Origin of the sequence: Pseudomonas lini, assembly GCF_964063345.1 — a bacterium.
In the GTDB taxonomy this organism is placed as follows: Bacteria; Pseudomonadota; Gammaproteobacteria; order Pseudomonadales; family Pseudomonadaceae; genus Aquipseudomonas; species Aquipseudomonas lini_B.
Genome location: NZ_OZ061318.1, coordinates 4929144 through 4954249, shown reverse-complemented (window position 1 = coordinate 4954249; position 25106 = coordinate 4929144). Strand labels below are relative to the sequence as shown.

The 25106-nt window shown below is 60.3% G+C and carries 25 protein-coding genes; 14 read left to right on the top strand and 11 right to left on the bottom strand.

Annotated elements, in window-relative coordinates:
- Nucleotide 1: 1 nt before the first annotated feature.
- The 5 genes from AB3226_RS22400 to AB3226_RS22380 all read left to right on the top strand — a co-directional run bounded on the left by AB3226_RS22400 (nt 2) and on the right by AB3226_RS22380 (nt 5405).
- Entirely contained in the window at nt 2-934 is a 933-nt protein-coding gene (locus AB3226_RS22400; protein WP_367374647.1) for an ABC transporter substrate-binding protein, read from the top strand.
- On the top strand, nt 931-2832 hold the full coding sequence (locus tag AB3226_RS22395) for an ATP-binding protein (RefSeq protein ID WP_367374646.1): 1902 nt from the start codon (nt 931-933) through the stop codon (nt 2830-2832). Before AB3226_RS22400 ends, AB3226_RS22395 begins: the two co-directional genes overlap by 4 nt.
- 247 nt (nt 2833-3079) lie before the next feature.
- Entirely contained in the window at nt 3080-3595 is a 516-nt protein-coding gene (gene fabA / locus AB3226_RS22390) for a 3-hydroxyacyl-[acyl-carrier-protein] dehydratase FabA (protein ID WP_007899046.1), read from the top strand.
- Between the two features lie 11 nt (nt 3596-3606).
- Nucleotides 3607-4827 carry a beta-ketoacyl-ACP synthase I gene (gene fabB / locus AB3226_RS22385; protein ID WP_367374645.1) on the top strand — a complete coding sequence of 407 codons (1221 nt, stop codon included), beginning with the start codon at nt 3607-3609 and terminating at the stop codon, nt 4825-4827.
- A 389-nt stretch (nt 4828-5216) separates the two neighbouring features.
- A complete protein-coding gene (locus AB3226_RS22380; RefSeq protein ID WP_367374644.1) occupies nt 5217-5405 on the top strand; it encodes a hypothetical protein in 189 nt (62 codons plus the stop codon).
- Nucleotides 5406-5570: 165 nt separating this feature from the next.
- Here AB3226_RS22380 and AB3226_RS22375 read toward each other — a convergent pair whose 3' ends face one another.
- The 7 genes from AB3226_RS22375 to AB3226_RS22345 all read right to left on the bottom strand — a co-directional run bounded on the left by AB3226_RS22375 (nt 5571) and on the right by AB3226_RS22345 (nt 14047).
- Nucleotides 5571-6113 (bottom strand): DUF2058 domain-containing protein, encoded by a 543-nt coding sequence (locus tag AB3226_RS22375; protein WP_367374643.1) that lies wholly within the window; start codon nt 6111-6113, stop codon nt 5571-5573.
- 28 nt (nt 6114-6141) lie between these two features.
- Complete coding sequence (gene mazG / locus AB3226_RS22370; protein ID WP_367374642.1) at nt 6142-6975, bottom strand: nucleoside triphosphate pyrophosphohydrolase; 834 nt, start codon at nt 6973-6975, stop codon at nt 6142-6144.
- Between the two features lie 142 nt (nt 6976-7117).
- Nucleotides 7118-9361: a GTP diphosphokinase gene (relA, locus tag AB3226_RS22365; RefSeq protein ID WP_367374641.1), complete on the bottom strand. Its 2244-nt coding sequence runs from the start codon at nt 9359-9361 to the stop codon at nt 7118-7120.
- A 127-nt stretch (nt 9362-9488) separates the two neighbouring features.
- Nucleotides 9489-10841: a 23S rRNA (uracil(1939)-C(5))-methyltransferase RlmD gene (gene rlmD, locus AB3226_RS22360; protein WP_367374640.1), complete on the bottom strand. Its 1353-nt coding sequence runs from the start codon at nt 10839-10841 to the stop codon at nt 9489-9491.
- Nucleotides 10841-11743, bottom strand: coding sequence for a cysteine synthase CysM (gene cysM, locus AB3226_RS22355; RefSeq protein ID WP_367374639.1), 903 nt, complete (start codon nt 11741-11743; stop codon nt 10841-10843). Before cysM ends, rlmD begins: the two co-directional genes overlap by 1 nt.
- Before the next feature lie 128 nt (nt 11744-11871).
- A complete protein-coding gene (locus tag AB3226_RS22350) occupies nt 11872-13338 on the bottom strand; it encodes a histidine kinase sensor domain-containing protein (RefSeq protein ID WP_367374638.1) in 1467 nt (488 codons plus the stop codon).
- The gene (locus tag AB3226_RS22345) at nt 13325-14047 is read right to left on the bottom strand and encodes a response regulator transcription factor (protein ID WP_367374637.1); all 723 of its coding nucleotides are present in this window, start codon (nt 14045-14047) and stop codon (nt 13325-13327) included. The genes AB3226_RS22350 and AB3226_RS22345 overlap by 14 nt, the downstream gene beginning before the upstream one ends.
- Before the next feature lie 216 nt (nt 14048-14263).
- On the opposite strand from AB3226_RS22345, the gene AB3226_RS22340 reads away from it, so the two are divergent.
- Both AB3226_RS22340 and AB3226_RS22335 read left to right on the top strand, forming a co-directional pair.
- Complete coding sequence (locus AB3226_RS22340; protein ID WP_367374636.1) at nt 14264-17014, top strand: response regulator; 2751 nt, start codon at nt 14264-14266, stop codon at nt 17012-17014.
- A 74-nt stretch (nt 17015-17088) separates the two neighbouring features.
- Nucleotides 17089-18078, top strand: coding sequence for a 2-hydroxyacid dehydrogenase (locus AB3226_RS22335; protein WP_367374635.1), 990 nt, complete (start codon nt 17089-17091; stop codon nt 18076-18078).
- A 5-nt stretch (nt 18079-18083) separates the two neighbouring features.
- Here AB3226_RS22335 and AB3226_RS22330 read toward each other — a convergent pair whose 3' ends face one another.
- Nucleotides 18084-18470 (bottom strand): hypothetical protein, encoded by a 387-nt coding sequence (locus tag AB3226_RS22330; protein WP_367374634.1) that lies wholly within the window; start codon nt 18468-18470, stop codon nt 18084-18086.
- Nucleotides 18471-18604: 134 nt separating this feature from the next.
- Here AB3226_RS22330 and AB3226_RS22325 point away from each other — a divergent pair, with 134 nt between their 5' ends.
- Nucleotides 18605-19039 carry a hypothetical protein gene (locus tag AB3226_RS22325; protein ID WP_007899088.1) on the top strand — a complete coding sequence of 145 codons (435 nt, stop codon included), beginning with the start codon at nt 18605-18607 and terminating at the stop codon, nt 19037-19039.
- The gene (locus AB3226_RS22320) at nt 19039-19443 is read left to right on the top strand and encodes an META domain-containing protein (protein ID WP_367374633.1); all 405 of its coding nucleotides are present in this window, start codon (nt 19039-19041) and stop codon (nt 19441-19443) included. Before AB3226_RS22325 ends, AB3226_RS22320 begins: the two co-directional genes overlap by 1 nt.
- Nucleotides 19444-19602: 159 nt before the next feature.
- On the opposite strand, the gene AB3226_RS22315 is transcribed toward AB3226_RS22320, so the two are convergent.
- Entirely contained in the window at nt 19603-20070 is a 468-nt protein-coding gene (locus AB3226_RS22315; protein WP_367374632.1) for a TlpA family protein disulfide reductase, read from the bottom strand.
- A 114-nt stretch (nt 20071-20184) separates the two neighbouring features.
- Between AB3226_RS22315 and arsC the strand changes: the two genes are divergently transcribed.
- The 3 genes from arsC to AB3226_RS22300 are packed head-to-tail and all read left to right on the top strand — an operon-like array spanning nt 20185 to nt 21558.
- Nucleotides 20185-20538 (top strand): arsenate reductase (glutaredoxin), encoded by a 354-nt coding sequence (arsC, locus tag AB3226_RS22310; protein ID WP_367374631.1) that lies wholly within the window; start codon nt 20185-20187, stop codon nt 20536-20538.
- The gene (wrbA, locus tag AB3226_RS22305) at nt 20535-21131 is read left to right on the top strand and encodes an NAD(P)H:quinone oxidoreductase (protein ID WP_008011647.1); all 597 of its coding nucleotides are present in this window, start codon (nt 20535-20537) and stop codon (nt 21129-21131) included. Before arsC ends, wrbA begins: the two co-directional genes overlap by 4 nt.
- Before the next feature lies 1 nt (nt 21132).
- A complete protein-coding gene (locus AB3226_RS22300) occupies nt 21133-21558 on the top strand; it encodes a DUF2069 domain-containing protein (protein ID WP_192345640.1) in 426 nt (141 codons plus the stop codon).
- Between the two features lie 114 nt (nt 21559-21672).
- On the opposite strand, the gene AB3226_RS22295 is transcribed toward AB3226_RS22300, so the two are convergent.
- Both AB3226_RS22295 and ttcA read right to left on the bottom strand, forming a co-directional pair.
- Nucleotides 21673-22347, bottom strand: a complete 675-nt coding sequence (locus tag AB3226_RS22295; protein WP_007899094.1) for a DNA-3-methyladenine glycosylase I — start codon at nt 22345-22347, stop codon at nt 21673-21675.
- A 178-nt stretch (nt 22348-22525) separates the two neighbouring features.
- Nucleotides 22526-23350, bottom strand: coding sequence for a tRNA 2-thiocytidine(32) synthetase TtcA (gene ttcA / locus AB3226_RS22290; protein ID WP_367374630.1), 825 nt, complete (start codon nt 23348-23350; stop codon nt 22526-22528).
- A gap of 432 nt (nt 23351-23782) precedes the next feature.
- Between ttcA and AB3226_RS22285 the strand changes: the two genes are divergently transcribed.
- Both AB3226_RS22285 and AB3226_RS22280 read left to right on the top strand, forming a co-directional pair.
- Nucleotides 23783-24385 carry a Yip1 family protein gene (locus tag AB3226_RS22285; protein WP_030131100.1) on the top strand — a complete coding sequence of 201 codons (603 nt, stop codon included), beginning with the start codon at nt 23783-23785 and terminating at the stop codon, nt 24383-24385.
- A 158-nt stretch (nt 24386-24543) separates the two neighbouring features.
- Nucleotides 24544-25038, top strand: coding sequence for a SprT family zinc-dependent metalloprotease (locus tag AB3226_RS22280; protein ID WP_008011643.1), 495 nt, complete (start codon nt 24544-24546; stop codon nt 25036-25038).
- Nucleotides 25039-25106 lie beyond the last annotated feature (68 nt).

Genomic DNA, 25106 nt, shown 5'->3' with positions numbered 1-25106 from the left:
GATGCAGCATCGCCCGTCACCGAAGACGCCAACCCTTGGCCGCCTGCTGGCCGGGTTGTGCCTGGTGTTTACCTGTTTGCTGTGCAGTCTGCCGGCACGGGCCGCCGACATTCTGCTGACGGGTGCCGAGGACAGCCCCGGCGTGGAGTCTTTCGTTCAGGCCCTCAGTGAATTGCGCCCCACCGACAGCGTGCGCTTCCAGCCTGTCGCCAGCCTGCCGTCCCCAGGCCAACTGCCCGTCGACATCCGCCTGGTTCTGCTCGACTTGCCCAGCCTCGACTGGCGCCTGCAAGACCCTCAGGGCCCGGCAACGCTGGTGCTGCGCATCAGCCGCCTGCAAGCCCGCCAACGCTTGGGCAACGACCTGCCCCCGCACCTCAGCCTGCTCTGGAGCGATCCGCCGCTGGATCGACAGTTGCGCCTGACCCGACTGCTCCTGCCTGAGGCCCGGCGGGTCGGTGTGCTTTTCGACAGCCACAGCGAATTCCTTTTGAAAGAACTGCGCCAGGCCGCCCTGCCCCTGGGCCTTGAAGTGGTCACCGAGCGTTGGGATAACACCCATGACAGCCGCCCCTTACAGGCCCTGCTGAAACGCAGCGATGTGCTGCTGGGCCTGGACGACCCTGATCTGTATAACCCGAAAACCGTGAAAAACTTGCTGCTCAGCAGCTATGCGCGGCAACTGGCGCTGATCGGTCCGAACGCAGCCTTTGTCAGGGCCGGCAGTCTGGCCAGTACTTACAGCGACCAGAACGATTGGCTGAAGATTCTCGACGAGCTGCTCGACCGCCCCTCGAACACCTGGCCACGCGCACTTTATCCGCAACACTTCAAGGTCTTAAGCAATCCGCAAGTGGCTCGTTCACTCAGTATTGAACCGATGAACGAAGCCTCTGTCGCAACACAGCTGGCCGAAGGAGAACGCCGCCCATGACCTTTCGTCGCGGTTGGGACATCAATACCCGCACCCAGATCATCAGCCTCGGCCCGGCCCTGCTGCTGACGTTGCTGCTGATCAGTTTTTTCACCTTCGTGCGAATCCAGGACTTGCGCCAGGAACTCAATCACACCGGCCAGCTGATTGCCAATCAACTGGCGCCGGCCACTGAATACGGGGTAATTTCGGGCAACAACGAAGTGCTCGAAAGTTTGCTCAAGGCCACCCTGGCGACGCCTAACGTACGTTTTCTGGAAGTACAGGACAGAGCCAACCGGATTCTGGTGTACGTCGAGCAACCGTCGCAAGCCCACAACCGCTCGCATCAGGTCGAAGTGTTCCAGGCACCGGTACGCCTGCAACGCATCGCGCTCAACAATGACTTTTTCCAGAACAGCCGTACCGTCGCCAGCGCGCCGGGCGAGGATTATCTGGGCCGGGTGATCGTCGGCCTGTCCAATGACGCCTTCAACCAACGCCAACAGGAAATCCTCTTCAAGGCCGGGATCCTGGCCTTGTTCGCTCTGTTATTTACATTTTTGCTGGCTCGGCGCCTGGCCGGCAGCCTGTCGCAACCGATCCACGACATCGGCAATGCGGTCAAGGCGATCCAGAAAGGCGACTACAAAACACCCCTGCCGATTGTCGACGACACTGAACTGGGCGCCCTGTCGCAACACATCAACAACCTTGCCCAAGGCCTTGAACAAGCCAGTCGCGAACAGCATCAGGCCATGGCCCAATTGATCCAGACCCGCGAGGAAGCGGAAAAGGCCAACAGCGCCAAATCCAATTTCCTCGCAATGATGAGTCACGAATTGCGCACGCCGATGAATGGCGTGCTGGGCATGCTGCAGCTGCTGGAAACCACGACGTTGACCGAGGAGCAGATCGAGTACGCGGCGCTGGCCTCGGAATCCACCGAACACCTGCTCAAAGTGATCAACGACATTCTCGATTTCTCGCGCATCGAGCGTTCGGAACTGGAGCTGGAGCACATTCCGTTCAACCTCGCGGACCTGATTGGCAGTTGCGCCCAGTCATTCCAGCACAGCGCGGTGCAACGCGGGCTAGAACTGCAACTGCGGGTACCCGAGGACATGCGCGCCCTTCAGGTTCAGGGCGATCCGACGCGGATCCGGCAGATTCTGGTTAATCTGATCGGCAACGCGCTGAAGTTCACCGAACGGGGCAGCGTCGCGATCGAACCGCAGTGGCAGTCCCTGGATCACCAACTGCTGTGGTTCACTTGCTCCGTGCGCGACAGCGGAATCGGCATCCCGCCCGCAAGCCTGGAATTGATGTTCAATGCGTTCCAGCAGGCCGACAGTTCTATTTCAAGACGCTACGGCGGCACAGGATTGGGGCTGCCGATTGCCCGCACGCTGGCTGAGCGGATGGGCGGCACCTTGCGCGCTCAGAGCGAAGAAGGCGTTGGCTCGGTGTTCACCCTGGAAATCCCGTTGGCTCTGTATAAGCAGCCACTGCCGGTGCGGACCCCGAGAGGTCATACCGGCAATGACCACGGCGAAGGTCGCAATGTGCTGCTGGTGGAGGACAATCCGGTCAACCGCACTGTTGTTGAAGCAATGTTGCGCAGTCTGGGCTTTACTGTCAGCGTCGTCACCGATGGTGCACAAGCGGTGCGTAGTGCCGAGAGCCTGATTTTCGAAGCGATTCTGATGGACTGCCGACTGCCGGTCATCGACGGCTATGAGGCCACCCGACAGATTCGCCGACTGCCCGGCTGCGCTGACGTGCCAATCATCGCTCTGACGGCCAACGCCTTGCAGGGCGACCGCGAAGCCTGCTTATCGGCGGGAATGAACGATTACCTGGCCAAGCCCTTTAAACGCACTGATCTACAGCAAATTCTGCAGCGATGGGTGCAGTAGTACAGGCCTTTCGGCTATCTGCGACTGGCGTGAACGACGAAAGTGCGGCAGTCTTAGGCACCCGAACAGGCCCGAAAAGGGGCTTGAATAATAATTTCAGTGCACAAGTGTACATTCATGTCCTTGGTGCTGTGACTTTCACCACAACGCAATAGTCTATGAGTAGGCTGCTGACTCGAGGCATGAACGCTTCGATCGGCCGGGAAGATTCGCCCCACCCTGCCGCATGGACTATTGAGGAGCTCGCATGACCAAACAAAACGCCTTTACCCGGGAAGACCTGCTGCGCTGCAGTCGCGGTGAGCTGTTCGGCCCAGGTAACGCGCAACTGCCCGCCCCGAACATGCTGATGGTCGATCGCATCACCCATATCAGCGAAGAAGGTGGCAAGTACGGCAAAGGTGAATTGGTCGCCGAGCTGGATATCACTCCAGACCTGTGGTTCTTCGCCTGCCACTTCGAAGGTGATCCGGTGATGCCGGGCTGCCTGGGCCTCGATGCCATGTGGCAACTGGTCGGTTTCTTCCTCGGCTGGCAAGGTCTGCCGGGCCGCGGTCGCGCCTTGGGTTCGGGCGAAGTGAAATTCTTTGGCCAGGTACTGCCGACCGCCAAGAAAGTCACCTATAACATTCATATCAAACGCGTCCTCAAGGGCAAGCTGAACATGGCCATTGCCGATGGTTCGGTGACCGTCGACGGTCGCGAAATCTACACCGCCGAAGGCCTTCGGGTCGGCGTTTTCACCTCCACTGACAACTTCTAAGGGTTATCCGCATGCGCCGCGTCGTTATCACTGGTCTGGGCATCGTTTCGTGCCTGGGCAATGACAAAGAGACCGTCTCCGCTAACCTGCGTGCAAGCCGCCCTGGCATCCGGTTCAATCCGGAATATGCCGAAATGGGTCTGCGTAGCCAGGTTTCCGGCTCCATTGACCTTCCCCTCGAAGAACTGATCGATCGCAAGATCTTTCGCTTCGTCGGCCACGCGGCGGCTTACGCCTACCTGGCCATGAAAGATGCCATCGCAGACTCCGGCCTGACCGAAGAGCAAGTTTCCAACGTGCGTACCGGCCTGATCGCCGGCTCCGGTGGCGCGTCGACCTTGAACCAGATGGAAGCGCTGGACATCCTGCGCGAGAAAGGCGTCAAGCGCGTCGGCCCGTACCGCGTCACGCGGACCATGGGCAGCACCGTCTCAGCCTGCCTGGCCACGCCGTTCAAGATCAAGGGTGTGAACTACTCGATCTCCTCCGCTTGCGCCACCAGTGCTCACTGCATCGGTAACGCCATGGAACAGATCCAGCTGGGCAAGCAGGACATCGTTTTCGCCGGTGGTGGTGAAGAAGAACACTGGAGCCAATCGTTCCTGTTCGACGCCATGGGCGCCCTGTCCACCCAGTACAACGAAACCCCGGAAAAAGCTTCCCGTGCCTACGACGCCAAGCGTGACGGTTTCGTCATTGCCGGCGGTGGCGGCATGGTCGTGGTCGAAGAGCTGGAACACGCTCTGGCCCGCGGCGCGAAGATCTACGCGGAAATCGTTGGCTACGGCGCGACCTCCGACGGCTACGACATGGTCGCCCCAAGCGGCGAAGGCGCCATCCGCTGCATGCAGATGGCCATGTCCACCATCGACGCACCGATCGACTACCTGAACACCCACGGCACCTCGACTCCGGTCGGCGACGTCATGGAAATGAAAGGTGTGCGCGAAGTGTTCGGCGACAAGGCTCCGGCCATCAGCTCCACCAAGAGCCTGTCGGGTCACTCCCTGGGCGCCGCTGGTGTTCACGAAGCGATCTACTGCCTGCTGATGATGGAAGGCAACTTCATGGCGGGTTCGGCCAACATCGACGAACTGGACCCGGAAGTGGCAGACATGCCAATCCTGACCAAGACTCGCGAAGACGCCACCATCAACACCGTGATGAGCAACAGCTTCGGCTTCGGTGGCACCAATGCCACGCTGGTACTGAAGCGTTGGGCAGGTAAGTAATTACCCGCTGCTGAGCCGCACATGAAAACGCCCCGACTGGTTCGGGGCGTTTTTTTTGGGCCTGAAATAATTGATCGGGCACGGCACGAAACCTGTGGGAGCTGGCTTGCCAGCGATGGCGGTGGGTCAGTCGACATCAATGTGGAATGATAAATGGCTATCGCAGGCAAGCCAGCTCCCACAGGTTATGCGGTATCACAAACATGAAACATTTGTCATGAAACTCAATGGCCTGCGACTGAATGTCGCGTATTTCGCGGGCTGCAGGACTTTTGCCGATTCTGCAAAAATGGGTTGCCGAACTCTGCCATTTACTTAGCCAGCTAACAAAATATATAACAAAGGCCTGCACACGCCTTGCTGCAGATAACAGAGATGGGAGCTAGCAGATGACTGTAAAAGTAACTGAACGCGACGATTCACACATGTCCCATGAAGGCATCGCCGCCGGTATCCGCATCTGGGATGTACATCAACAAGACCTGCTGGTCGGGATGTTCCAGTCCGAGACCGAAGCCCACCAATACAAGGCCGAACTGGAAACACTGGAGCAGCAGCGCGAAGCGCGCTCTGCATAATTCACCGCATTGCCCTTGAATCAGTAAGAACCTGTGGCGAGGGAGCTTGCTCCCGCTTGAGTACGTAGCACTCACAAAAATCGGCAATTGCTGGCAGATTTTAAGGGCCGCTACGCAGCCCAACGTCGGAACGCCGCCCGGAGCAAGCTTGCTCGCCACAAAGGTTTACCACATCAGATCATCAGGGATCTGATAGGCCGCGTACGGATCGTCTTCGACGCTGACTTCTTCGGTCTTCACATTCAGCTGCACGATGCGCTGTGGATCGCGTTCCTGGATCTTCAGGGCCGCCTCACGCGGGATCACTTCATAACCGCCGGCGTGGTGCACGATCGCCAGGAAGCCATTGCTGAGCTGGTTGCGCATCAGGGTATTGACGGAGATGCGCTTGACCTTCTTGTCATCGACGAAGTTGTAGTAGTCCTCGGTGGTCAGCTTGGGCAGGCGCGAGACTTCGATCAATTGCTTGATCTGAGCGGCGCGGGCTTTCGCTTCGGCCTTCTCCTGCTGCTGGCGGTTAAGCTCCTGGTCGCGCTTGACCTTCTCGGCCATGGCTTCCTGAGCGGCACGCTGCTGGGAGTCATCAAGTTCGATCTGACCTTTGTGGGCCAGACGTTGCTGCTTCTGCTTCTCTTTGCCGACCTGTTTGGCCTGCTTTTGATTGACCAGCCCTGCTTTGAGCAACTGGTCGCGAAGGGAAATGCTCATGGTGCTTATTTCTCACTTAGGCAACTGCTCAACCGCAGCTGGGCAAATTCTTTTCCTGACGTTTGGCTTCGCCCCACAAGGCGTCCAACTCTTCGAGGGTGCAATCTTCTATGGGACGGTGGGTGTCGCGCAATGCCTGTTCGATAAATCGGAAGCGTCTTTCAAATTTTGAGTTCGCGCCGCGCAGTGCGGTTTCCGGATCGACCTTAAGATGTCGCGCCAGATTGACCACGGAAAACAGCAGGTCGCCGACTTCATCGGCAATCGCTACCGAGTCATTGTCGGCCATGGCTTCGAGCACTTCATCGAGCTCTTCGCGAACCTTGTCGAGTACCGGCAAGGCGTCCGGCCAGTCGAAACCGACCTGCCCTGCGCGCTTCTGCAGTTTTGCCGAACGGGACAGCGCCGGCAACGCGGCAGGCACGTCGTCGAGCAAGGATAACTGTTCCGGCGCCGAAGACTTCTCGGCGCGCTCTTGCGCCTTGATCTCTTCCCAGCGTTGCTTGACCTGTTCTTCATTCAAACGCGGGATGTCCAGCGGCGCATACAGATCACCGGTGGGGAACACGTGAGGATGACGGCGGATCAGCTTGCGCGTGATGCTGTCGACCACGCCATCGAACTCGAAGCGCCCTTCTTCCCTGGCCAGTTGGCTGTAATAAACCACCTGGAACAGCAAGTCGCCCAACTCACCCTGCAGATGATCGAAGTCCCCACGCTCGATCGCGTCAGCGACTTCGTAGGCTTCTTCCAGGGTATGCGGGACGATGGTCGCGTAGGTTTGCTTGATGTCCCACGGGCAGCCGTACTGCGGGTCGCGCAGACGGGTCATCAAGTGCAGCAAGTCTTCAAGTGAATACATCTTTTATCAATCTCTGCGAGAACCTGTGGGAGCCGGGCTTGCCCGCGATGGCATCACCTCGGTCATCCTGAGAAACCGAGGGGATGCCATCGCAGGCAAGCCAGCTCCCACAAAAGCCCGGCGACCACAAAAAATGGTCGCTTTACGGCGTGCGGTTACGGCGGGTTTCGATGATGTTCGGCAACTGGGAAATCCGCCCCAGCAACCGCCCCAGCGCATCCAGCCCCGGAATCTCGATGGTCAGGGACATCAACGCCGTGTTGTCCTCTTTGTTCGAACGGGTGTTGACCGCCAGCACATTGATCCGCTCGTTGAGCAGCACCTGCGACACGTCACGCAGCAGACCGGAACGGTCGTAGGCGCGAATGATGATGTCCACCGGATAGGTGAGCACCGGCACCGGCCCCCAACTGACCTGGATGATCCGCTCCGGCTCGCGCCCGGCCAGTTGCAGCACCGAGGCGCAGTCCTGACGGTGAATGCTCACGCCACGGCCCTGGGTGATGTAACCGACGATCGCATCTCCCGGCAGCGGCTGGCAGCAGCCGGCCATCTGGGTCATCAGGTTGCCGACGCCCTGGATCTGAATGTCGCCACGCTTGCCCGGTTTGTAGCCGGTGGCTTTGCGCGGGATCAGTTCCAGCTGTTCGTTGCCGCGTTCCGGCTCGACCAGTTGCTGCGCCAGGTTCACCAGTTGCGCCAGGCGCAAATCGCCTGCGCCCAATGCGGCGAACATGTCCTCGGCGGTCTTCATGTTGGCCTTCTCGGCCAGCTTGTCGAAGTCCACCTGCGGCAGACCGAGGCGATTGAGTTCGCGCTCGAGCAAGGTTTTACCGGCCGCGACGTTCTGATCGCGCGCCTGCAATTTGAACCAGTGAACGATCTTCGCCCGCGCCCGCGAGGTGGTGATGTAACCCAGGTTCGGGTTCAGCCAGTCGCGGCTCGGAGTACCGTGCTTGCTGGTGATGATCTCGACCTGTTCACCGGTTTGCAGGCTGTAGTTGAGCGGCACGATGCGCCCGTTGATCTTGGCGCCGCGGCAGTTGTGACCGATTTCGGTGTGCACGCGGTAGGCAAAGTCCAGCGGTGTCGCGCCCTTCGGCAAGTCGATGGCGTGACCGTCCGGGGTAAAGATGTAGACCCGGTCCGGCTCGATATCGACCCGCAGTTGTTCGGCAAGGCCACCAATGTCACCGAGCTCTTCGTGCCACTCGAGGACCTGACGCAGCCAGGAAATTTTCTCCTCGTAGTGATTGGAGCTGGACTTGACGTCGGTGCCTTTGTACTTCCAGTGCGCACACACCCCCAGCTCGGCTTCTTCGTGCATCGCGTGGGTGCGGATCTGCACTTCCAGCACCTTGCCTTCAGGGCCGATGACCGCGGTGTGCAGCGAGCGGTAGCCGTTCTCTTTCGGGTTGGCGATGTAGTCGTCGAATTCTTTCGGGATGTGCCGCCACAGGGTGTGGACGATGCCGAGCGCGGTGTAGCAATCGCGCATTTCCGGCACCAGCACGCGAACCGCACGCACGTCGTAGATCTGGCTGAACTCCAGACCCTTGCGCTGCATTTTGCGCCAGATCGAATAGATGTGTTTGGCCCGGCCGCTGATGTCGGCATCGACGCCGGTGGCCTGCAACTCTTCTTTGAGTTGGGTCATCACGTCGGCGATGAAGCGCTCGCGATCCAGCCGTCGCTCGTGGAGCAACTTGGCGATCTGCTTGTACTGGTCGGGCTCAAGGTAGCGGAAGGACAAGTCCTCCAGCTCCCACTTGATGTGACCGATACCGAGGCGGTGGGCCAGCGGCGCGTAAATGTCGAAGACTTCACGGGCGACGCGGTTGCGCTTCTCGTCGTCAGCGGTTTTCACCGCGCGGATCGCACAGGTGCGCTCGGCCAGTTTGATCAGCGCGACGCGCACGTCGTCGACCATGGCCACGAGCATTTTGCGCAGGTTTTCGACCTGGCCCTGAGTGCCCAGCACCAGCGATTGACGGGGGCTCAGGCTGGCGCTGATCGCCGCCATGCGCAACACGCCGTCGATGAGTTTGGCGACCACCGGACCGAAACGCTGGCTGACCGCCGGCAATTGGATCTGGCCTTCGCGCACGCCGCGGTACAGCACGGCTGCGACCAACGAATCCTGGTCGAGTTTGAGGTCGGCGAGAATCTCGGCGATCTCAAGGCCCGTGCGGAAACTCGAGGTCCCTTCGGACCACAGATTCTTCGCCGCATTGGCTTGCTGTTCGGCCTCGCGAGCGTACTCGCAGGCTTCCTTCAAGGCTTCGCGATCCAGTGCCAGATCGACACTGACCGCATGATCGAGCCAAGCCTCGAGGTTGATACTGCCGTCAGTATTGATCGGCTGGTGTGCTCTCACCTGTACCATCTTGCTTTACCTTCCCTACGACGCAGATTCAATGCGTCAAATCGCTGACCTTCGCTGCCCGTGTGCGCTCGCGGGGCTAAGACGAATGCATGTGCACGGGCGGGTCAGTCGGACCAGACGAGCCGTCCTAGCTCGCTTCAAATAACGCCATGGCCTCGACATGTGCCGTCTGAGGAAACATATCGAGAATCCCGGCACGTTTTAACCGGTAGCCCTGCTTGATCAATTCGACCGTGTCGCGCGCCAGCGTTGCCGGGTTGCACGACACATACACCAATCGTTTGGCGCCCAGGGACGCCAGCTTGCGCACCACCTCAAAAGCGCCGTCGCGAGGTGGGTCCAAGAGTACCGCACAAAAGCCTTCATCGGCCCATTCGGCATCGGCCAAAGGCCGGGATAAATCGGCCTGAAAAAACTTCGCGTTATGCAGATTATTGCTGACAGCATTCGCGGCGGCACGCTCGACCATCGCCTGCACGCCCTCCACCGCCACCACTTCGCGAACGGTTTTGGCCAGCGGCAAGGCAAAGTTGCCCAACCCACAAAACAGGTCCAGAACCCGTTCATCAGATTTCGGCGCCAGCCACGCCAACGCCTGGGCGACCATCGCTTCGTTGACCTCGGCGTTGACCTGGATGAAATCTCCCGGCCGATACGCCAGGTTCAAGTCCCACTGCTCAAGGCGATAACCCAGCGACTGATCGGCCTCGACCGGTTGTGGCTCGCCGTCACCATGCAGCCACAACTGAGCTTCATGGAACGCGCAGAATTCCTTGAGGATGGTCATGTCGGCTTCGGACAACGGCGCCATGTGCCGCAGCAACACCGCCAACGACGAACCGCTGAACAACTCCACATGCCCCAGCGCCTGAGGTTTGCTCAAGCGCCGCAGCATCTCCGGCAAGCGGCTCATGATCGGTTGCAAGGGCTGTACCAGCACCGGGCATTCGTTGATGGCGACGATGTCCTGACTGCCGGCAGCGCGGAAGCCGACTTCGAGTTTTTTCGCTTTCATGTCCCAACGCACCGCCACTCGGGCGCGACGGCGGTAACCGAATTCCGGACCGCTCAACGGCGCTGCCCACTCTTCAGGTTCGACACCGGCAACCCGCGACAATTGCTCGGCGAGCATGCGCTGTTTCAGGGCGAGCTGTTCGTTGTGGGGCAAATGCTGCACGCTGCACCCGCCGCAGCGAGCGGCATGAGCGCACGGTGCCGGGCGACGCAAATCACTGGCCTGGAACACGCGCTCAGTGCGCGCCTCGACCACTTTGCCGTGGGCACCCAAGACTCGCGCCTCGACGTCTTCACCGGCCAATGCGCCGATGACGAACCAGGTGCGACCTTCGAAAAACGCGATACCGCGACCGTCATTAGCCAGGCGCTCGATGGTCAAGCGCTGCTTTTTGCCGGTCGGGACTTGCGGTGCCTTGCTGCCGCCCGTGGGCTGGAAGCGCAGGCCTCTCTCTTGCTTGGCCATCAGTTGGGCGCGTCGAAAATGCCGGTCGACAAGTAACGGTCGCCACGGTCGCAGATGATCGCGACGATCACCGCGTTTTCAACTTCTTTGGACAGACGCAGCATCGCCGCCACGGCACCGCCCGAAGACACGCCGCAGAAGATGCCTTCTTCGCGCGCCAGACGACGCGTCACGTCTTCGGCTTCGCTTTGCGCCATGTCGACGATCCGGTCTACGCGATCGGCCTGATAAATCTTCGGCAGATATTCCTGCGGCCAGCGACGGATGCCCGGAATCGCCGAGCCTTCCATCGGTTGCAGGCCGATGATCTGAACGTTGTCGTTCTGCTCTTTCAAGTAGCGCGAAACGCCCATGATGGTGCCGGTGGTGCCCATCGAGCTGACGAAATGAGTGATGGTGCCTTCGGTCTGCCGCCAGATTTCCGGACCGGTGGTGGTGTAGTGCGCCTCGGGGTTGTCACCGTTGGCGAACTGATCCAGCACCTTGCCGCGGCCTTCGGCTTCCATTCGCTGGGCGAGGTCGCGGGCGCCTTCCATGCCTTCTTCCTGGCTGACCAGAATCAGCTCGGCGCCATAAGCCGTCATGGCGGCTTTACGCTCGGCGCTGGAATTGTCCGGCATGATCAGGATCATCTTGTAACCCTTGATCGCGGCAGCCATCGCCAGGGCGATCCCGGTGTTGCCCGAGGTCGCTTCGATCAGCGTATCGCCGGCGTGGATCTGCCCGCGCAATTCGGCGCGGGTGATCATCGACAGCGCAGGACGGTCCTTGACCGAACCCGCCGGGTTGTTCCCTTCAAGCTTGAGCAAAAGGGTGTTGCTGGTGGCGCCAGGCAGGCGCTGCAAACGGACCAGCGGAGTGTTGCCGACGCAATCGGCGATGGTTGGGTACTGCAAGGTCATGGCGTATTCGCAATCCAGACTGCGGGGGCGCCTATCATACCGGCAAACGCGCGCAGGCCATATCACGCAAAGTAAGGGGCTTATGGCGAATGGGAATAAGGGTTGGTTTCGTATTGAATGTGAGGGCCTCATCGCGGGCAAGCCCGCTCCCACAGGGTTTGGGGTTGATCACACAATTTGTGGCAGACAGATATCAACTGTGGGGGCTTGCCCGCGATGGCGTCATCACTAACACCGTTATCATCCGCCAATAACCGCATATTCAGCCGCAACCCTGCCCCGCTATTCTCCGCCCACAACCGCCCACCCTGGCGCTGCACCGCATTCCTCGCGATGCTCAAACCCAATCCGAATCCACCATCCCCCGGCCGCGAACCATCGAGCCGGATAAACGGCGAAAAAATCCGTTCAAGATCCTCGTCAGCCACCCCGCCGCCCTCGTCTTCCAGCCACAAGTGCCAGAAATCGCCATCACGCCGACCACCGAGCGTCACGACACCGCCCTTGGGTGAATGACGAATGGCATTGCGCAGAATGTTTTCCAGCGCCTGGGCCAGGGTATTGAGATGGCCACGCACCCAGCAGGATGCATCCACTGCACAGTGCAACTGACTCGCCGGCCAGCCACTTTCATAGCAGGCGTTTTCCGTGAGCATTTCCCACAAGGCCTGGACCTGGATCGCTTCATCGGGCAACCGCGCGCGCTCGGTGTCGAGCCAGGCCAGTTGCAGGGCGTCCTCGACCAAGCGCTGCATGCCGTCGACTTCCCGGCCAATCCGTTCGCGCAGTTGCCCCAGGTCTTGCTCGCTTTCGCTGGCTACCCGCAGCCGGCTCAGTGGTGTGCGCAATTCGTGGGACAGGTCGCGCAGCAGTTGCTGTTGCAGGGCCACCGTGCCTTGCAGACGCTCGGCCATGTGATCGAAAGCCCTGCCCAGTTCACCCAATTCATCCGAACGATTGGTGGTGCGACTCGATAAACGCACAGTCAGTTGGTCGGCGCGCCAGGCGTTGGCCTGCTCGCGCAAGCTGTTCAATGGCACGACCAACAATCGATACAGCCCCACGCACAGCAGCAGGGTGAACAGCCCGGGAATCACCCCATTGGTGATCACCCGCCAAAACACCCGGTAGCGTCCGGGCATGAAACGTTGAGGCAACTCGATCACCAGGCTGCCGGCAGACGGGTCGTTGGGAAATGGAATTTTCAGCCACGGCAGGCCTTGGTGACGCCGACTGACTGGCCAATCCAGACCGCGCAAAAAGGTCAGGCGCTGGATTTCCTGGTTGGCCAGCGGATGATTACTCAGCGATTGCAAGTCGGCGCCGATGACACCGACCCAAGTCGACTCACGCTGGCGGACACGCTGCAACCAGGCATCTATGCCTGCACTCTGCTGTTCGTTCCACGCCCGCTCCGCCTCGGCGGCGTAGCGCATCAGGGTGCCCCGGGCCTCGTCGGACAGGAACAGGTTTTTCTTTTCCATGTAGCGGCCCCAGGACCAGCTCAACCAGATCATCAGCAGACAGAACGCCACCAACAAGCAAGCCAGTTTCCAGAACAGTGAATGCCTGCCCGGCACGTCAGACCATTTCATCGGCCGCACTCAAGACATACCCCTTGCCCCAGACCGTACGCACTTCACGCTCGGTGTAACCGATGGCCTTGAGTTTGCGGCGAATCTGACTGATGTGCATGTCGAGGCTGCGGTCATGGGGCGCATAACCGCGCTGCAACACCTGCTGATAAAGGAACGCCTTGCTCAGTACTTCATCGCCGTTGCGATTCAATGTATCCAGCAACCGATATTCGCTGCGAGTCAGGCCGGCCGCGTGCCCGCCCAAAAAGACCTCGCACCGCTCATCGTCGAAACGCAGGCTGTCCATCGCAGGAGTAATCGGTGCCGGCGCCGGCCGCCGGTCGAGCGCCACCCGCCGCAGGATCGCCTCGATGCGCACTCGCAACTCGGCCATGCTGAAAGGTTTGGGCAGGTAATCGTCGGCGCCGAGGCGAAAGCCACTGATGCGATCCGCCTCCGCGCCCAGCGCCGACATCAGCACCACTGGCGTGGAATGGCTCTGGCGCAGTTGGGTCAGCACCGCCAGGCCATCCAGCCCCGGCAGCAGAATATCCATCAACACCACATCGAAGGCTTGCTGGCGGGCAATGGCCAACCCTTCCTGACCGTTCTGGCACCAGGTCACCTGAAAACCGCAGCGCCCCAGATGCTCATGGACATAAGCACCGAGCACCAGATCGTCTTCGATGGAGAGGATTCGGGGATGGCCAACAGAGATGGGAGTCATGAGTATCTGCAAATAATTCTCAGTCGCCGATTATTCAAGATTGCCTCGACAGGGGCAAGCCAAGGTTTGCCCCTCCGCGACCAAAGCATTGAACTGGCCGACGAATGACGACATCAATTTTACGAAGATTGCCCGCATGCAAATCGCTACACTGCGCAGGTGGCGCGTGCCGGACGCATGTGCAGGTCAATAAACAGCTGGATGCGGGAGAGATGCGTGCTCAAGAAACTGGGAATTAAAGGCCGCGTGCTGTTGCTGACTCTGTTGCCGACCACCCTGATGGCGCTGGTCCTGGGCGGCTATTTCACCTGGATGCAGCAATCGGACCTGCAATCCCAACTCATGCAGCGCGGCGAAATGATTGCCGAGCAGCTGGCACCGCTGGTGGCCCCGGCCATGGGTCGCAAAGACAGCGACCTGCTGGAACGCATTGCCACCCAGTTCCTGGAACAAACCGACGTGCGCGCGGTGACTTTCCTCGCCCCCGACCGCACACCGCTGGCCCACGCTGGCCCGACCATGCTCAATCAGGCCCCTTTGGGCAACGGCTCACAGCTGTTGCGCCGCAGTGGCAATGACGCCACGCGCTACCTGCTGCCGGTGTTCGGCAAGCACCGCAACCTGGCCGGCGACCTGATCCCCGATGAAGCCGACCGCCTGCTGGGCTGGGTCGAACTCGAACTGTCACACAGTGGCATGTTGCTGCGCGGTTACCGCAGCCTGTTCGCCAGCCTGCTGCTGATCGGCGCAGGCCTGATCGGAGCGGCGCTGTTGGCGTTGCGTATGGGCCGGACGATCAACCGGCCATTGAGCCAGATCAAACAAGCCGTGGCACAGCTCAAGGATGGTCATCTGGAAACCCGCCTGCCACCCCTCGGCAGCCAGGAGCTGGATGAACTGGCGTCCGGCATCAACCGCATGGCCGGGACCCTGCAGAACGCTCAGGAAGAATTGCAAAACAGCGTCGACCAGGCCACCGAAGACGTGCGTCAGAACCTGGAAACCATCGAAATCCAGAACATCGAGCTCGACCTGGCACGCAAGGAAGCCCTGGAGGCGAGCCGGATCAAATCCGAGTTCCTGGCCAACATGAGCCATGAAATCCGCACGCCGCTGAACGGCATTCTCGGCTTCACCCATTTGCTGCAAAAAAGCGAACTGACGCCGCGCCAGCTCGATTACCTGGGCACCATCGAAAAATCCGCCGATAGCCTGCTGGGGATCATCAACGAGATTCTCGACTTCTCGAAAATCGAGGCCGGCAAACTGGTGCTCGACCACATTCCGTTCAACCTGCGCGACCTGCTGCAAGACACCTTGAACATCCTTGCCCCGGCCGCCCACGCCAAAGAGCTTGAGCTGGTGAGCCTGGTCTATCGCGATACGCCATTGTCGCTGGTGGGCGATCCGCTGCGACTCAAGCAGATCCTCACTAACCTTGTGAGCAACGCGATCAAGTTCACCCGCGAAGGCACCATCGTCGCACGGGCCATGCTCGAAGAGGAGCATGAAGACAGCGTGCAACTGCGCATCAGCATTCAGGACACCGGCATCGGTCTGTCCAATCAGGACGTGCGCGCCTTGTTCCAGGCTTTCAGCCAGGCCGATAACTCGCTGTCCCGACAACCTGGCGGCACCGGCCTGGGGCTGGTGATTTCCAAACGCCTGATCGAGCAGATGGGCGGCGAGATCGGCGTCGACAGCACACCGGGTGAAGGTTCGGAATTCTGGATCAGCCTGAGCCTGCCCAAAACCCGCGACGACGCCGAAGACCTGCCCGGTCCACCGTTGCTCGGACAGCGGGTGGCGGTGTTGGAAAACCATGAGCTGGCCCGTCAGGCCTTGCAGCATCAACTAGAGGACTGCGGCCTGGCAGTCACGCCGTTCAATACCCTGGAAAGCTTGGCCAACGGCGTGACCGGCGCCCATCAGACCGATCAGGCCATCGGTCTGGCAGTGCTCGGCATCACCAGCAATGACATGCCGCCGGAGCGCCTCAACCAGCATATCTGGGACCTCGAACACCTGGGCTGCCGAGTGTTGGTGCTGTGCCCGACCACCGAACTGACGCTGTTCCACCTCTCGGTGCCCAACCCCCACAGCCAGCTGCAGTCCAAACCGGCCTGCACGCGCAAACTGCGCCGGGCCTTGTCGGATCTGGTCAACCCGCGCCAGCAGCGCAGCGACCCCGGCGAGCCACTTTCAAGCCGCGCGCCGAAGGTCCTTTGCGTCGATGACAACCCGGCCAATCTGCTGCTGGTACAAACCCTGCTCGAAGACATGGGCGCCAAGGTGCTCGCGGTGGAAAGCGGTTATGCCGCGGTCAAGGCCGTGCAGAACGAGACCTTCGACCTGGTGCTGATGGACGTGCAAATGCCCGGCATGGACGGCCGCCAGAGCACCGAAGCCATTCGCCAATGGGAAAGCGAGCGGCATTGCACGCCGCTACCGATCGTTGCCCTTACCGCCCACGCGATGGCCAACGAAAAACGCGCGTTGCTGCAAAGCGGCATGGACGACTACCTGACCAAACCCATCAGCGAACGGCAACTGGCACAAGTGGTGCTGAAATGGACCGGCCTGGCGTTGCGTAATCTGGGGCCGGAGCGCTCCAGCGAAAGCCACAACGGTCATGAGTTGCAGGTGCTCGATCACGATGAAGGGCTGCGCCTGGCGGCCGGCAAGGCCGATCTGGCGGCGGACATGCTGGCAATGTTGCTGGCTTCCCTGGAAGCCGACCGCGAGGCCATCCGCGTCGCCCGTGAAGCCAATGACCAGAATGCCCTGATCGAGCGGGTCCATCGCCTGCATGGGGCGACCCGTTATTGCGGCGTCCCGCAGCTGCGCGCCGCCTGCCAGCGCAGTGAAACCCTGCTCAAGCAACAGGACCCGAAAGCCCCCGGTGCGCTGGAAGAACTCGAACGAGCCATCAATCGCCTGGCGGCCCAGGCGCGCATCAATGCCTGATGCAGCGCAATAACGCTGGGCGCCTTGAAGGCTAAGCTCACCGCATTCCGGTTTGAGACTTCCAGGAGCACAGCATGCGCACGATTCTTTTCAGCAGCCAGACTTACGACCGCGACAGCTTTCTGAGTGCCGACCTTCCTGTCGGCATCGAGCTGCATTTCCAGTCGGCGCGACTGAGCCTCGACACCGTGGCGCTGGCGGAGCATCACGAAGTGGTCTGCGCCTTCATCAATGATGACCTCAGCGCTCCGGTACTCGAACGTCTGGCGGCGGGCGGCACACGCCTGGTTGCCCTGCGCTCGGCCGGTTACAACCATGTCGACCTGACGGTGGCGAAGCGCCTGGGGCTGGCGATTGTGCGGGTTCCGGCCTACTCGCCTCACGCGGTGGCCGAACATGCGGTGGCGCTTATCCTGGCGCTTAACCGCCGACTGCACCGTGCCTACAACCGTACCCGCGAGGGCGATTTCAGCCTGCATGGGCTGACCGGTTTCGACCTCGTGGGCAAGACCGTCGGCGTGGTCGGCACCGGGCAGATCGGCGCGACGTTCGCGAAAATCATGAACGGCTTCGGCTGCCAGTTGCTGGCCTGTGATCCTTACCCGAACCCGCAGGTCGAGGCGCTCGGCGCGCGCTACCTCAGCTTGCCGCAACTGCTGGCCGAGTCGCAGATCATCAGCCTGCATTGCCCGCTCAACGAACAGAGCAAACATTTGATCAACAGCGAGTCACTGGCGCACATGCAGCCCGGCGCGATGTTAATCAATACCGGGCGTGGCGGTCTGGTGGATACGCCGGCGCTGATCGATGCGTTGAAGGACGGCCAATTGGGCTATTTGGGGCTGGATGTGTATGAAGAGGAGGCGCAGCTGTTCTTCGAGGATCGCTCCGACCTGCCGCTGCAGGACGATGTGCTGGCGCGCCTGCTGACCTTTCCGAACGTCATCATCACGGCGCACCAGGCCTTCCTCACCCGTGAAGCGTTGGGCGCGATTGCCGCGACCACTCTGCACAACATCGCGGCCTGGGCGGCTGGTTCGCCACAGAATCAGGTCGAGAGCTGATCGGCTCAGGCCTTGGACAAAAGGTACATAAACGCCAGCCAGCCGAAACCCAGCAAGCGCTGCCCCAGCGAATGCCCGCGACGTAGCAGGAACCAGACAAAAAACGGCGGAAGCAAGAAAATCATCAGTTTCAGCCAGAGTTCCACCGGACGCGGCCCGCCGGGTGCCGGTGCCGGGATCTCTGCCTCGACTTCGGCTTTACGGTTGCGCCCGAAAGCGGCCGGGGTCACCCTGGGCACGTTCTCATTGGTCGGTAAACGCCCGAAAGAAAGAGGCGCCTGCGTTGCCGTCGACGTGGCGGGCTCTGCCACCGCAGGTGCACCGCAATGAATGCAAGCAGGCGCCGTGGAACTGATGCGTTGCTTGCATTCAAAACATTCGATCAACGCCATTTCTGTTCCTTAGAGATGCAAAAGCGGCAGTGTGCCATGACTCGACAGGTAATTCGAACCAGATCGAAGGTCACATGCCCGCGCCATGCTGCGTTCATGCCCGTGCTAGCATATCGCGCATATTTGGAGGACCCATGGTCGAACACGATTTCCGCTACAGCCTGATGAACCCGCAACACACCCTCACCGAATGCCGCGCCCTCGTGCCGGGGCGTTATCAAGTCACCGGCAACGGCGGCTCGATTCGTAATAACGACGTGCTGGTAGTGACCCTTAAAGGCAGCAAGGACTTGTCCATGCGCCTGACCGTCGAAACGGTTCGCCATCTGATCAACCCGCCGGGCCAATGGGTCGCGGTGGCCAGTGGTCCGGTGTTCGGCGAACTGGCGATCCATACCTGGAAAGTCAACTGCGACAGCTGTGCCAAAGAGCTGAGCTTTGAGTTCGCGGTCGACGCCAAACTGGGCAACAAGGCCGAAAAACCGGCGGCCACGGCACGGATTGCCGAGCTGGGGTGGGCCACTGTTGCTGACAAGCACCTGTGCAAGAAGTGCCAGGAGCCTGCGTGATGAAACGCCTTGCTCTGACCGCCATGGCCGGCGCCAGTCTGTTGGGCTGCGCCGCCGAGCCGGTGCAATTGCAACACAACCGCAGCTACATTCTGGAGTGGATCGGCGAGCGTCCGCTGATGGACTACAGCCACCTGACCATCACCCTCGATGATGACGGTCGGGCCTATGGCAACGGCGGCTGCAACCACTGGTTCGCGCCGTATACCCTGGAAGGCGACAAGCTGAGCTTCGGCAAGATCGGCAGCACCCGAAAAATGTGTGCGCCGGCGTTGATGGAGCAGGAAAAACGCTTCCTGCAGGCGCTGGAAAACGTGCAGCGCTGGGATGTTTCACCGATCGACCAGATGCGCTTCTGGCCAGCGCAAGGCAAGCCGTTGCGTTGGTGGCTTGAAGAGGGTTGATCAGGTAGCCAAGTGAGTGACTGTGGCGAGGGAGCTTGCTCCCGCTGGGCTGCGAAGCAGCCCTAAACCCTGAAGTGCACAGGTTTTGCGACTGCTGCGCAGCCGAGCGGGAGCAAGCCCCCTCGCCACAAAGTTCCCTCACCACAGGTCGGCGTTCGATCAGTTAATCGCCTGCAACGCCTCAAGCTTCGCCATCACCCCCGCCGCCGTCTGCTCCCCCATCAACTGTTCCCGCACCTTGCCCTTGTTATCGATGATGTAAGTCACTGGCAGCGCTTCACTGCGCGGCAATTCGAAAAGGTCGGCCGGGTCCTGCGCCAGCACGGTGAAAGCGATCCCCAGTTTCTCGCTGGCACTTTTCAGCTCTTCGCCCTGCACATTGTCGAAATTGACCCCGAACACCCCGATCTTCTTGCCCTTGAGCTGCTCGGACAAAACGTTCAACTCGGGAATCTCGGTACGGCACGGACCGCACCATTCGGCCCAGTAATTGAGCACCAGCCATTGTTTGTCCAGACGCTCGGCGGCGACTTTGTGACCATTTTGGTCGGTGCCATAGTCGTTGCCGCAGCCCCCCAGCAACAACGCCCCCATGATCGCCAATGCCGCTGCCAGTCGCCTTGTCATGTCTCGATCCTTGTCAAAAATAGAATGCACCTGCGACCCATCGCCTCCCAAGGTTCTGGATTACGCGCCGCACAGTTAGAATAGCCGCCACCTTACGCAAGATGCGACCCGCACATGACCGATCTGACGCTTTATCACAACCCGCGCTGCTCGAAATCCCGCGGTGCGCTCGAACTGCTCCAAGCTCGTGGCGTGGCTCCGACCGTGGTCCGCTACCTGGAAACCCCGCTCGACGCCGCGCAAATCCAGAGCCTGCTGAGCAAGCTCGGCATCAGCGCCCGGCAACTGCTGCGCACCGGCGAGGACGAGTACAAAACCCTCAACCTGGCCGACAGCAGCCTGAGCGAGGCGCAATTGATCGCCGCCATCGCCGCGCACCCGAAACTCATGGAGCGACCGATTCTCGAAGTCGGCGACAAAGCCATCATCGGCCGTCCGCCGGAAAATGTGCTGGAGTTGCTGCCGTGAGTGCGCCGTACATTCTGGTGCTGTATTACAGCCGCAGCGGCTCGACCAATGAAATGGCCCGGCAGATCGCCCGTGGTGTCGAGCAGTCCGGTATGGAAGCGCGCCTGCGCACCGTGCCGGCGATCTCCACTGAATGCGAAGCCGTGTCGCCGGACATTCCCGATGAAGGCGCGCTGTACGCCAGCCTCGACGACTTGAAGAACTGCGCCGGCCTGGCCCTCGGCAGCCCGACCCGGTTCGGCAACATGGCTGCACCGTTGAAGTACTTTCTCGATGGCACCAGCAACCTGTGGCTGACCGGCGCCCTGGTGGGCAAACCGGCTGGCGTGTTCACCTCCACCGCAAGCCTGCACGGCGGCCAGGAAACCACGCTGCTGTCGATGATGTTGCCGTTGCTGCACCACGGCATGCTTATTACCGGCCTGCCTTACAGCGAGTCGGCGCTGCTGGAAACCCGCGGTGGCGGCACGCCTTACGGCGCCAGCCATCACGCCGGTGCCGATGGCAAAAGCGGCTTGAATGAACACGAAGTTGCGCTGTGCCGGGCCTTGGGCCTGCGGTTGGCGAAGACTGCGCAAAAGTTGGTGAGCTGATATGGCCAAAAAGCCGAAGATTCTGCCTTCCATCGAATGGCTCGAACCGCGAGTACGGGCGATGCGCGTCATCAGCCTGCTGTGCTTTTTCGGCCTGGTGGGACTGCTTTGCGCCTACTACCTGATATTCGCCGACCTGCACGGCGCGCGGCCGTGGGTGATTCTGCTGATCGAACTGGTGCCGCTGCTGTTGCTGGCGCCGGGGATGATCGTCGGCAGCGCCCGCGGGCATTCGTGGATGTGCTTTGTGGTGAATCTGTATTTCATGAAGGGCGCATTGGCCGCGTATGACCCGAACCGGCAGCTGTTCGGTTTACTGGAGATGGGCGCGAGCCTGGCGGTGTTCTGCTCGGCAATGTTGTATGTGCGGTGGCGGTTTCAGTTGAACCGCAAGTTGGCGGGTGAAGGCGAAACCTCCGTCGCCTGACATACCGCCATCGCGGGCAAGCCCGCTCCCACAGGATCTCTGTTGAAACACAAATGTGTGATCGACGCAAAAACGTGTGGGAGCTGGCTTGCCTGCGATTGGGGCAACGCGGTCTCAATGATTCACTGTGTAAGCCAGCATCATCGAAATCTGGCTCATCGGCCGCCCACCGCTCTCTTCATGCCACTGGTTGAACGCATTCTGCACCGTGGCCATGTCCCGCAGGCTGGTCGGCACCTTGTCGACGATCTTCTGCGCACTCAGCGCAGCCACCACGTCGTAGCTCGGCACGAAGGTGTCCTTGCCGACCATCCGCAAGAATCGCGGTGCCGATAACCCGCCCAACTGATGCCCGTGTTTTTTCAGGTAAGTCCACAAGCCAACGATATCGGTCACCGGCCATTCGGCGATCAACGCGCCAAAACTGCCTTTCTCATGGGCGACGTCCAGAATGAACTGCGCATTGCGTGGCACGCTCTTGAGCTTGCCCAGGTGGCGGATGATCCGCGCGTCCTGCATCAAACGCTCCAGATGTTCGGCGCTCATCAGCACGACTTTTTCCGGGTCGAACTTGAAGAACACCTCTTCGAACGCCGGCCACTTGGCGTCCACCAGGCTGTGCTTAAGCCCGGCGCGGAACACCCGCAACGCCATGGTCGAGAGGTAACGGTCGTCGCTGATCTTGCGCAATTGCGCCGGGGTCTTGGGAACGGGCAGATGGGCTTCCAGTTCAGCTGCCGAACCGAAGCGGTTCAAGCAGTATTCGTTCAGCCACTTGTAGTCGCGCATGCCCTCTCCTGAGGATTGAAGCGAAAAACCAACTGTGGGAGCGACCCGTGGCGAGGGGACTTGTCCCCGTTTGAGTGCGTAGCACTCACAAAATCTTTGGTGTATCAGCGATTTTGGGGCCGCTTCGCAACCCAACGGGGGCAAGCCCCCTCACCACAGGCTCGCTCCCACCATTTGTTCAGAGGTTTACTACGTTGACGAACCGCGATGCGGCGGTTTCATCGATGCGCAGATTGGTGAAGTCAAACAAGTTACGGTCCGCCAGTTGCGACGGGATCACGTTTTGTAAGCTGCGGAAAATGCTTTCGGTACGGCCCGGCGTCTTGTGTTCCCATTCCTGCAGCATCTCTTTAACCACCTGGCGTTGCAGGTTTTCCTGGGAGCCGCAGAGGTTGCACGGGATGATCGGGAATTGTTTGAAATCCGAGTAGGCCTGAATGTCTTTTTCGTTGCAGTAGGCCAGCGGACGGATCACCACGTTGCGACCGTCGTCAGCGCGCAGCTTCGGCGGCATGGCCTTGAGCGAACCGTTGAAGAACATGTTCAGGAAGAACGTCTCGACAATGTCGTCGCGGTGGTGACCGAGGGCCATTTTGGTCGCGCCGATTTCATCGGCAAAGGTGTAGAGCGTGCCACGACGCAGGCGCGAGCACAGCGAGCAGGTGGTTTTTCCCTCAGGAATAAGCTCCTTGACCACCGAATAGGTGTCTTTCTCGACGATGTGGTACTCGATGCCCAGTTCTTTGAGGTAAGCCGGCAACACGTGCTCGGGAAAGCCTGGCTGCTTCTGGTCCATGTTCACGGCCACGATCTCGAACTTGATCGGGGCGACCTTCTGCAAATGCATCAGCACGTCGAGCAGGGTGTAGCTGTCCTTGCCACCGGACAGGCAGACCATGACCTTGTCGCCATCTTCAATCATGTTGAAATCGGCGACAGCCTCACCCGCCTGGCGGCGAAGGCGCTTTTGCAGTTTGTTCTGGTTGACCGTAAGAGTGCCCATGACGCGAAATCCGTGAGGTGTGACGAAAGGCCGGCATTTTACGCAAAAACCCTTTCGGGGCGAAGCCTGCGCTTATATGACTTGAGCATACCCCTGTGGCGAGGGAGCTTGCTCCCGCTCGGCTGCGCAGCAGGCGCAAAACCTGCCGCCGCCGGTTTGCCTGACACGACTGGGGTGGATGTCTTGGGGCCGCTTCGCGCCCCAGCGGGAGCAAGCTCCCTCGCCACAGAGGTCATTCGGCACAGACCCGGCGGCGATTAACAAGCGTGTTTACAGCGCGATTTGCTCTAAGCCCCTCGCACTATTACCGGTAACTCCTTTCTATACTGCGGCATAAGGTCGCACACACATTCAGACCTGTACTTACCTGGCCACTTTGGCCCGTAAGCGCTCCGCTGGGGGGCGATGGCAACAACAAGAGGAGTGACTGGCATGATCCATCACGTAGTGGGGCTCTTCACCCACCCTGACCAGGAATGGAAAGAAATCCGTGGCGACCAGGAGGAAAGCATCAGCCACATGTACCTCACGCACACCCTGATTCTGGCGGCGATCCCTGCCGTGTCGGCGTTTATCGGCACCACGCAGGTCGGCTGGGTCATTGGTAACCGGGCGCCGGTGATGCTGACCATGGAAAGCGCGCTGTGGATGACCATCATGTCGTACCTGGCGATGCTCGGCGGTGTCGCGGTGATGGGCGCGTTCATCCACTGGATGGCCCGCACCTATGACGCCAATCCGAGCCTTGCACGCTGTGTCGCGTTCGCCACCTATACCGCAACGCCACTGTTCATCGGCGGTCTGGCGGCGCTGTACCCGCATATGTGGCTGGGAATGATCGTCGGTACCGCAGCCATTTGCTACACGGTGTACCTGCTGTATGTGGGCCTGCCAACGTTCATGAACATTCCGTCGGACGAGGGATTCCTGTTTTCAAGCTCCGTACTCGCCGTAGGACTGGTGGTGCTGGTGGCAATCATGGCGTTCACCGTAATTGTCTGGGGACTCGGCGTGGGGCCGGTCTATACCAATTAGCAACACACCAACCAAAAACTAGATCTGCCAACACAGGCCGCCGCAAGGCGGCCTTCTACTCTCTAAGAAAGAGCAGGAGCAACGACCATTCGGCGCCTGAGCGATTCGCAAGTCCCGAGGGTTGCGGCATACTCGACGTCTCTGGAGATCCATCAAGCATGCCCGAGCAACTCAATACCCGCGTCGAAGACTGTTTCCAACAAGCCGAATCCTTTTTCAAACGACCTTTCAAACGCCCCGTGGTGAGCCTCAAGCTGCGCGGGCAAAAAGCTGGTGTCGCGCATTTGCACGAGAACCTGCTGCGCTTCAATCCGCAGCTGTACCGGGAAAACACCGAAGACTTCCTCAAGCAGACCGTGGCGCATGAAGTCGCGCACCTGATCGCCCATCAACTGTTCGGCGACCGCATCCAGCCTCATGGCGAAGAGTGGCAACTGATCATGCGCGGTGTTTACGAACTGCCGCCCAACCGCTGCCACACCTACGACGTCAAACGCCGCAGCGTGACCCGCTACATCTACAAATGCCCGTGCGCCGACAGCGATTTCCCGTTTTCGGCGCAGCGTCATGGTCTGGTGAGACAGGGGCGGCGGTATTTGTGCCGGCGTTGTCGCAGCACGTTGGTGTTTAGTGGCGAGATGCGGGTCGAATAAGTCAGATTTGTGGTGTTTGGGCCGACCTCATCGCGGGCAAGCCCGCTCCCACAATGATCGGATTCGTT

Bases quoted from the DNA above. Each gene is read 5' to 3' on its own strand.
- cysM (WP_367374639.1), bottom strand. From the start codon at position 11,743: ATGACCTTGCAGTACCCAACCATCGCCGATTGCGTCGGCAACACTCCG.
- AB3226_RS22375 (WP_367374643.1), bottom strand. From the start codon at position 6,113: ATGAGCATTTCCCTTCGCGACCAGTTGCTCAAAGCAGGGCTGGTCAAT.
- AB3226_RS22325 (WP_007899088.1), top strand. From the start codon at position 18,605: ATGGTCGAACACGATTTCCGCTACAGCCTGATGAACCCGCAACACACC.
- rlmD (WP_367374640.1), bottom strand. From the start codon at position 10,841: ATGGCCAAGCAAGAGAGAGGCCTGCGCTTCCAGCCCACGGGCGGCAGC.
- fabB (WP_367374645.1), top strand. From the start codon at position 3,607: ATGCGCCGCGTCGTTATCACTGGTCTGGGCATCGTTTCGTGCCTGGGC.
- arsC (WP_367374631.1), top strand. From the start codon at position 20,185: ATGACCGATCTGACGCTTTATCACAACCCGCGCTGCTCGAAATCCCGC.
- AB3226_RS22335 (WP_367374635.1), top strand. From the start codon at position 17,089: ATGCGCACGATTCTTTTCAGCAGCCAGACTTACGACCGCGACAGCTTT.
- AB3226_RS22295 (WP_007899094.1), bottom strand. From the start codon at position 22,347: ATGCGCGACTACAAGTGGCTGAACGAATACTGCTTGAACCGCTTCGGT.
- AB3226_RS22345 (WP_367374637.1), bottom strand. From the start codon at position 14,047: ATGACTCCCATCTCTGTTGGCCATCCCCGAATCCTCTCCATCGAAGAC.
- AB3226_RS22330 (WP_367374634.1), bottom strand. From the start codon at position 18,470: ATGGCGTTGATCGAATGTTTTGAATGCAAGCAACGCATCAGTTCCACG.
- mazG (WP_367374642.1), bottom strand. From the start codon at position 6,975: ATGTATTCACTTGAAGACTTGCTGCACTTGATGACCCGTCTGCGCGAC.
- AB3226_RS22320 (WP_367374633.1), top strand. From the start codon at position 19,039: ATGAAACGCCTTGCTCTGACCGCCATGGCCGGCGCCAGTCTGTTGGGC.
- AB3226_RS22285 (WP_030131100.1), top strand. From the start codon at position 23,783: ATGATCCATCACGTAGTGGGGCTCTTCACCCACCCTGACCAGGAATGG.
- AB3226_RS22395 (WP_367374646.1), top strand. From the start codon at position 931: ATGACCTTTCGTCGCGGTTGGGACATCAATACCCGCACCCAGATCATC.
- relA (WP_367374641.1), bottom strand. From the start codon at position 9,361: ATGGTACAGGTGAGAGCACACCAGCCGATCAATACTGACGGCAGTATC.
- AB3226_RS22300 (WP_192345640.1), top strand. From the start codon at position 21,133: ATGGCCAAAAAGCCGAAGATTCTGCCTTCCATCGAATGGCTCGAACCG.
- AB3226_RS22280 (WP_008011643.1), top strand. From the start codon at position 24,544: ATGCCCGAGCAACTCAATACCCGCGTCGAAGACTGTTTCCAACAAGCC.
- fabA (WP_007899046.1), top strand. From the start codon at position 3,080: ATGACCAAACAAAACGCCTTTACCCGGGAAGACCTGCTGCGCTGCAGT.
- AB3226_RS22350 (WP_367374638.1), bottom strand. From the start codon at position 13,338: ATGAAATGGTCTGACGTGCCGGGCAGGCATTCACTGTTCTGGAAACTG.
- AB3226_RS22400 (WP_367374647.1), top strand. From the start codon at position 2: ATGCAGCATCGCCCGTCACCGAAGACGCCAACCCTTGGCCGCCTGCTG.
- ttcA (WP_367374630.1), bottom strand. From the start codon at position 23,350: ATGGGCACTCTTACGGTCAACCAGAACAAACTGCAAAAGCGCCTTCGC.
- AB3226_RS22315 (WP_367374632.1), bottom strand. From the start codon at position 20,070: ATGACAAGGCGACTGGCAGCGGCATTGGCGATCATGGGGGCGTTGTTG.
- AB3226_RS22380 (WP_367374644.1), top strand. From the start codon at position 5,217: ATGACTGTAAAAGTAACTGAACGCGACGATTCACACATGTCCCATGAA.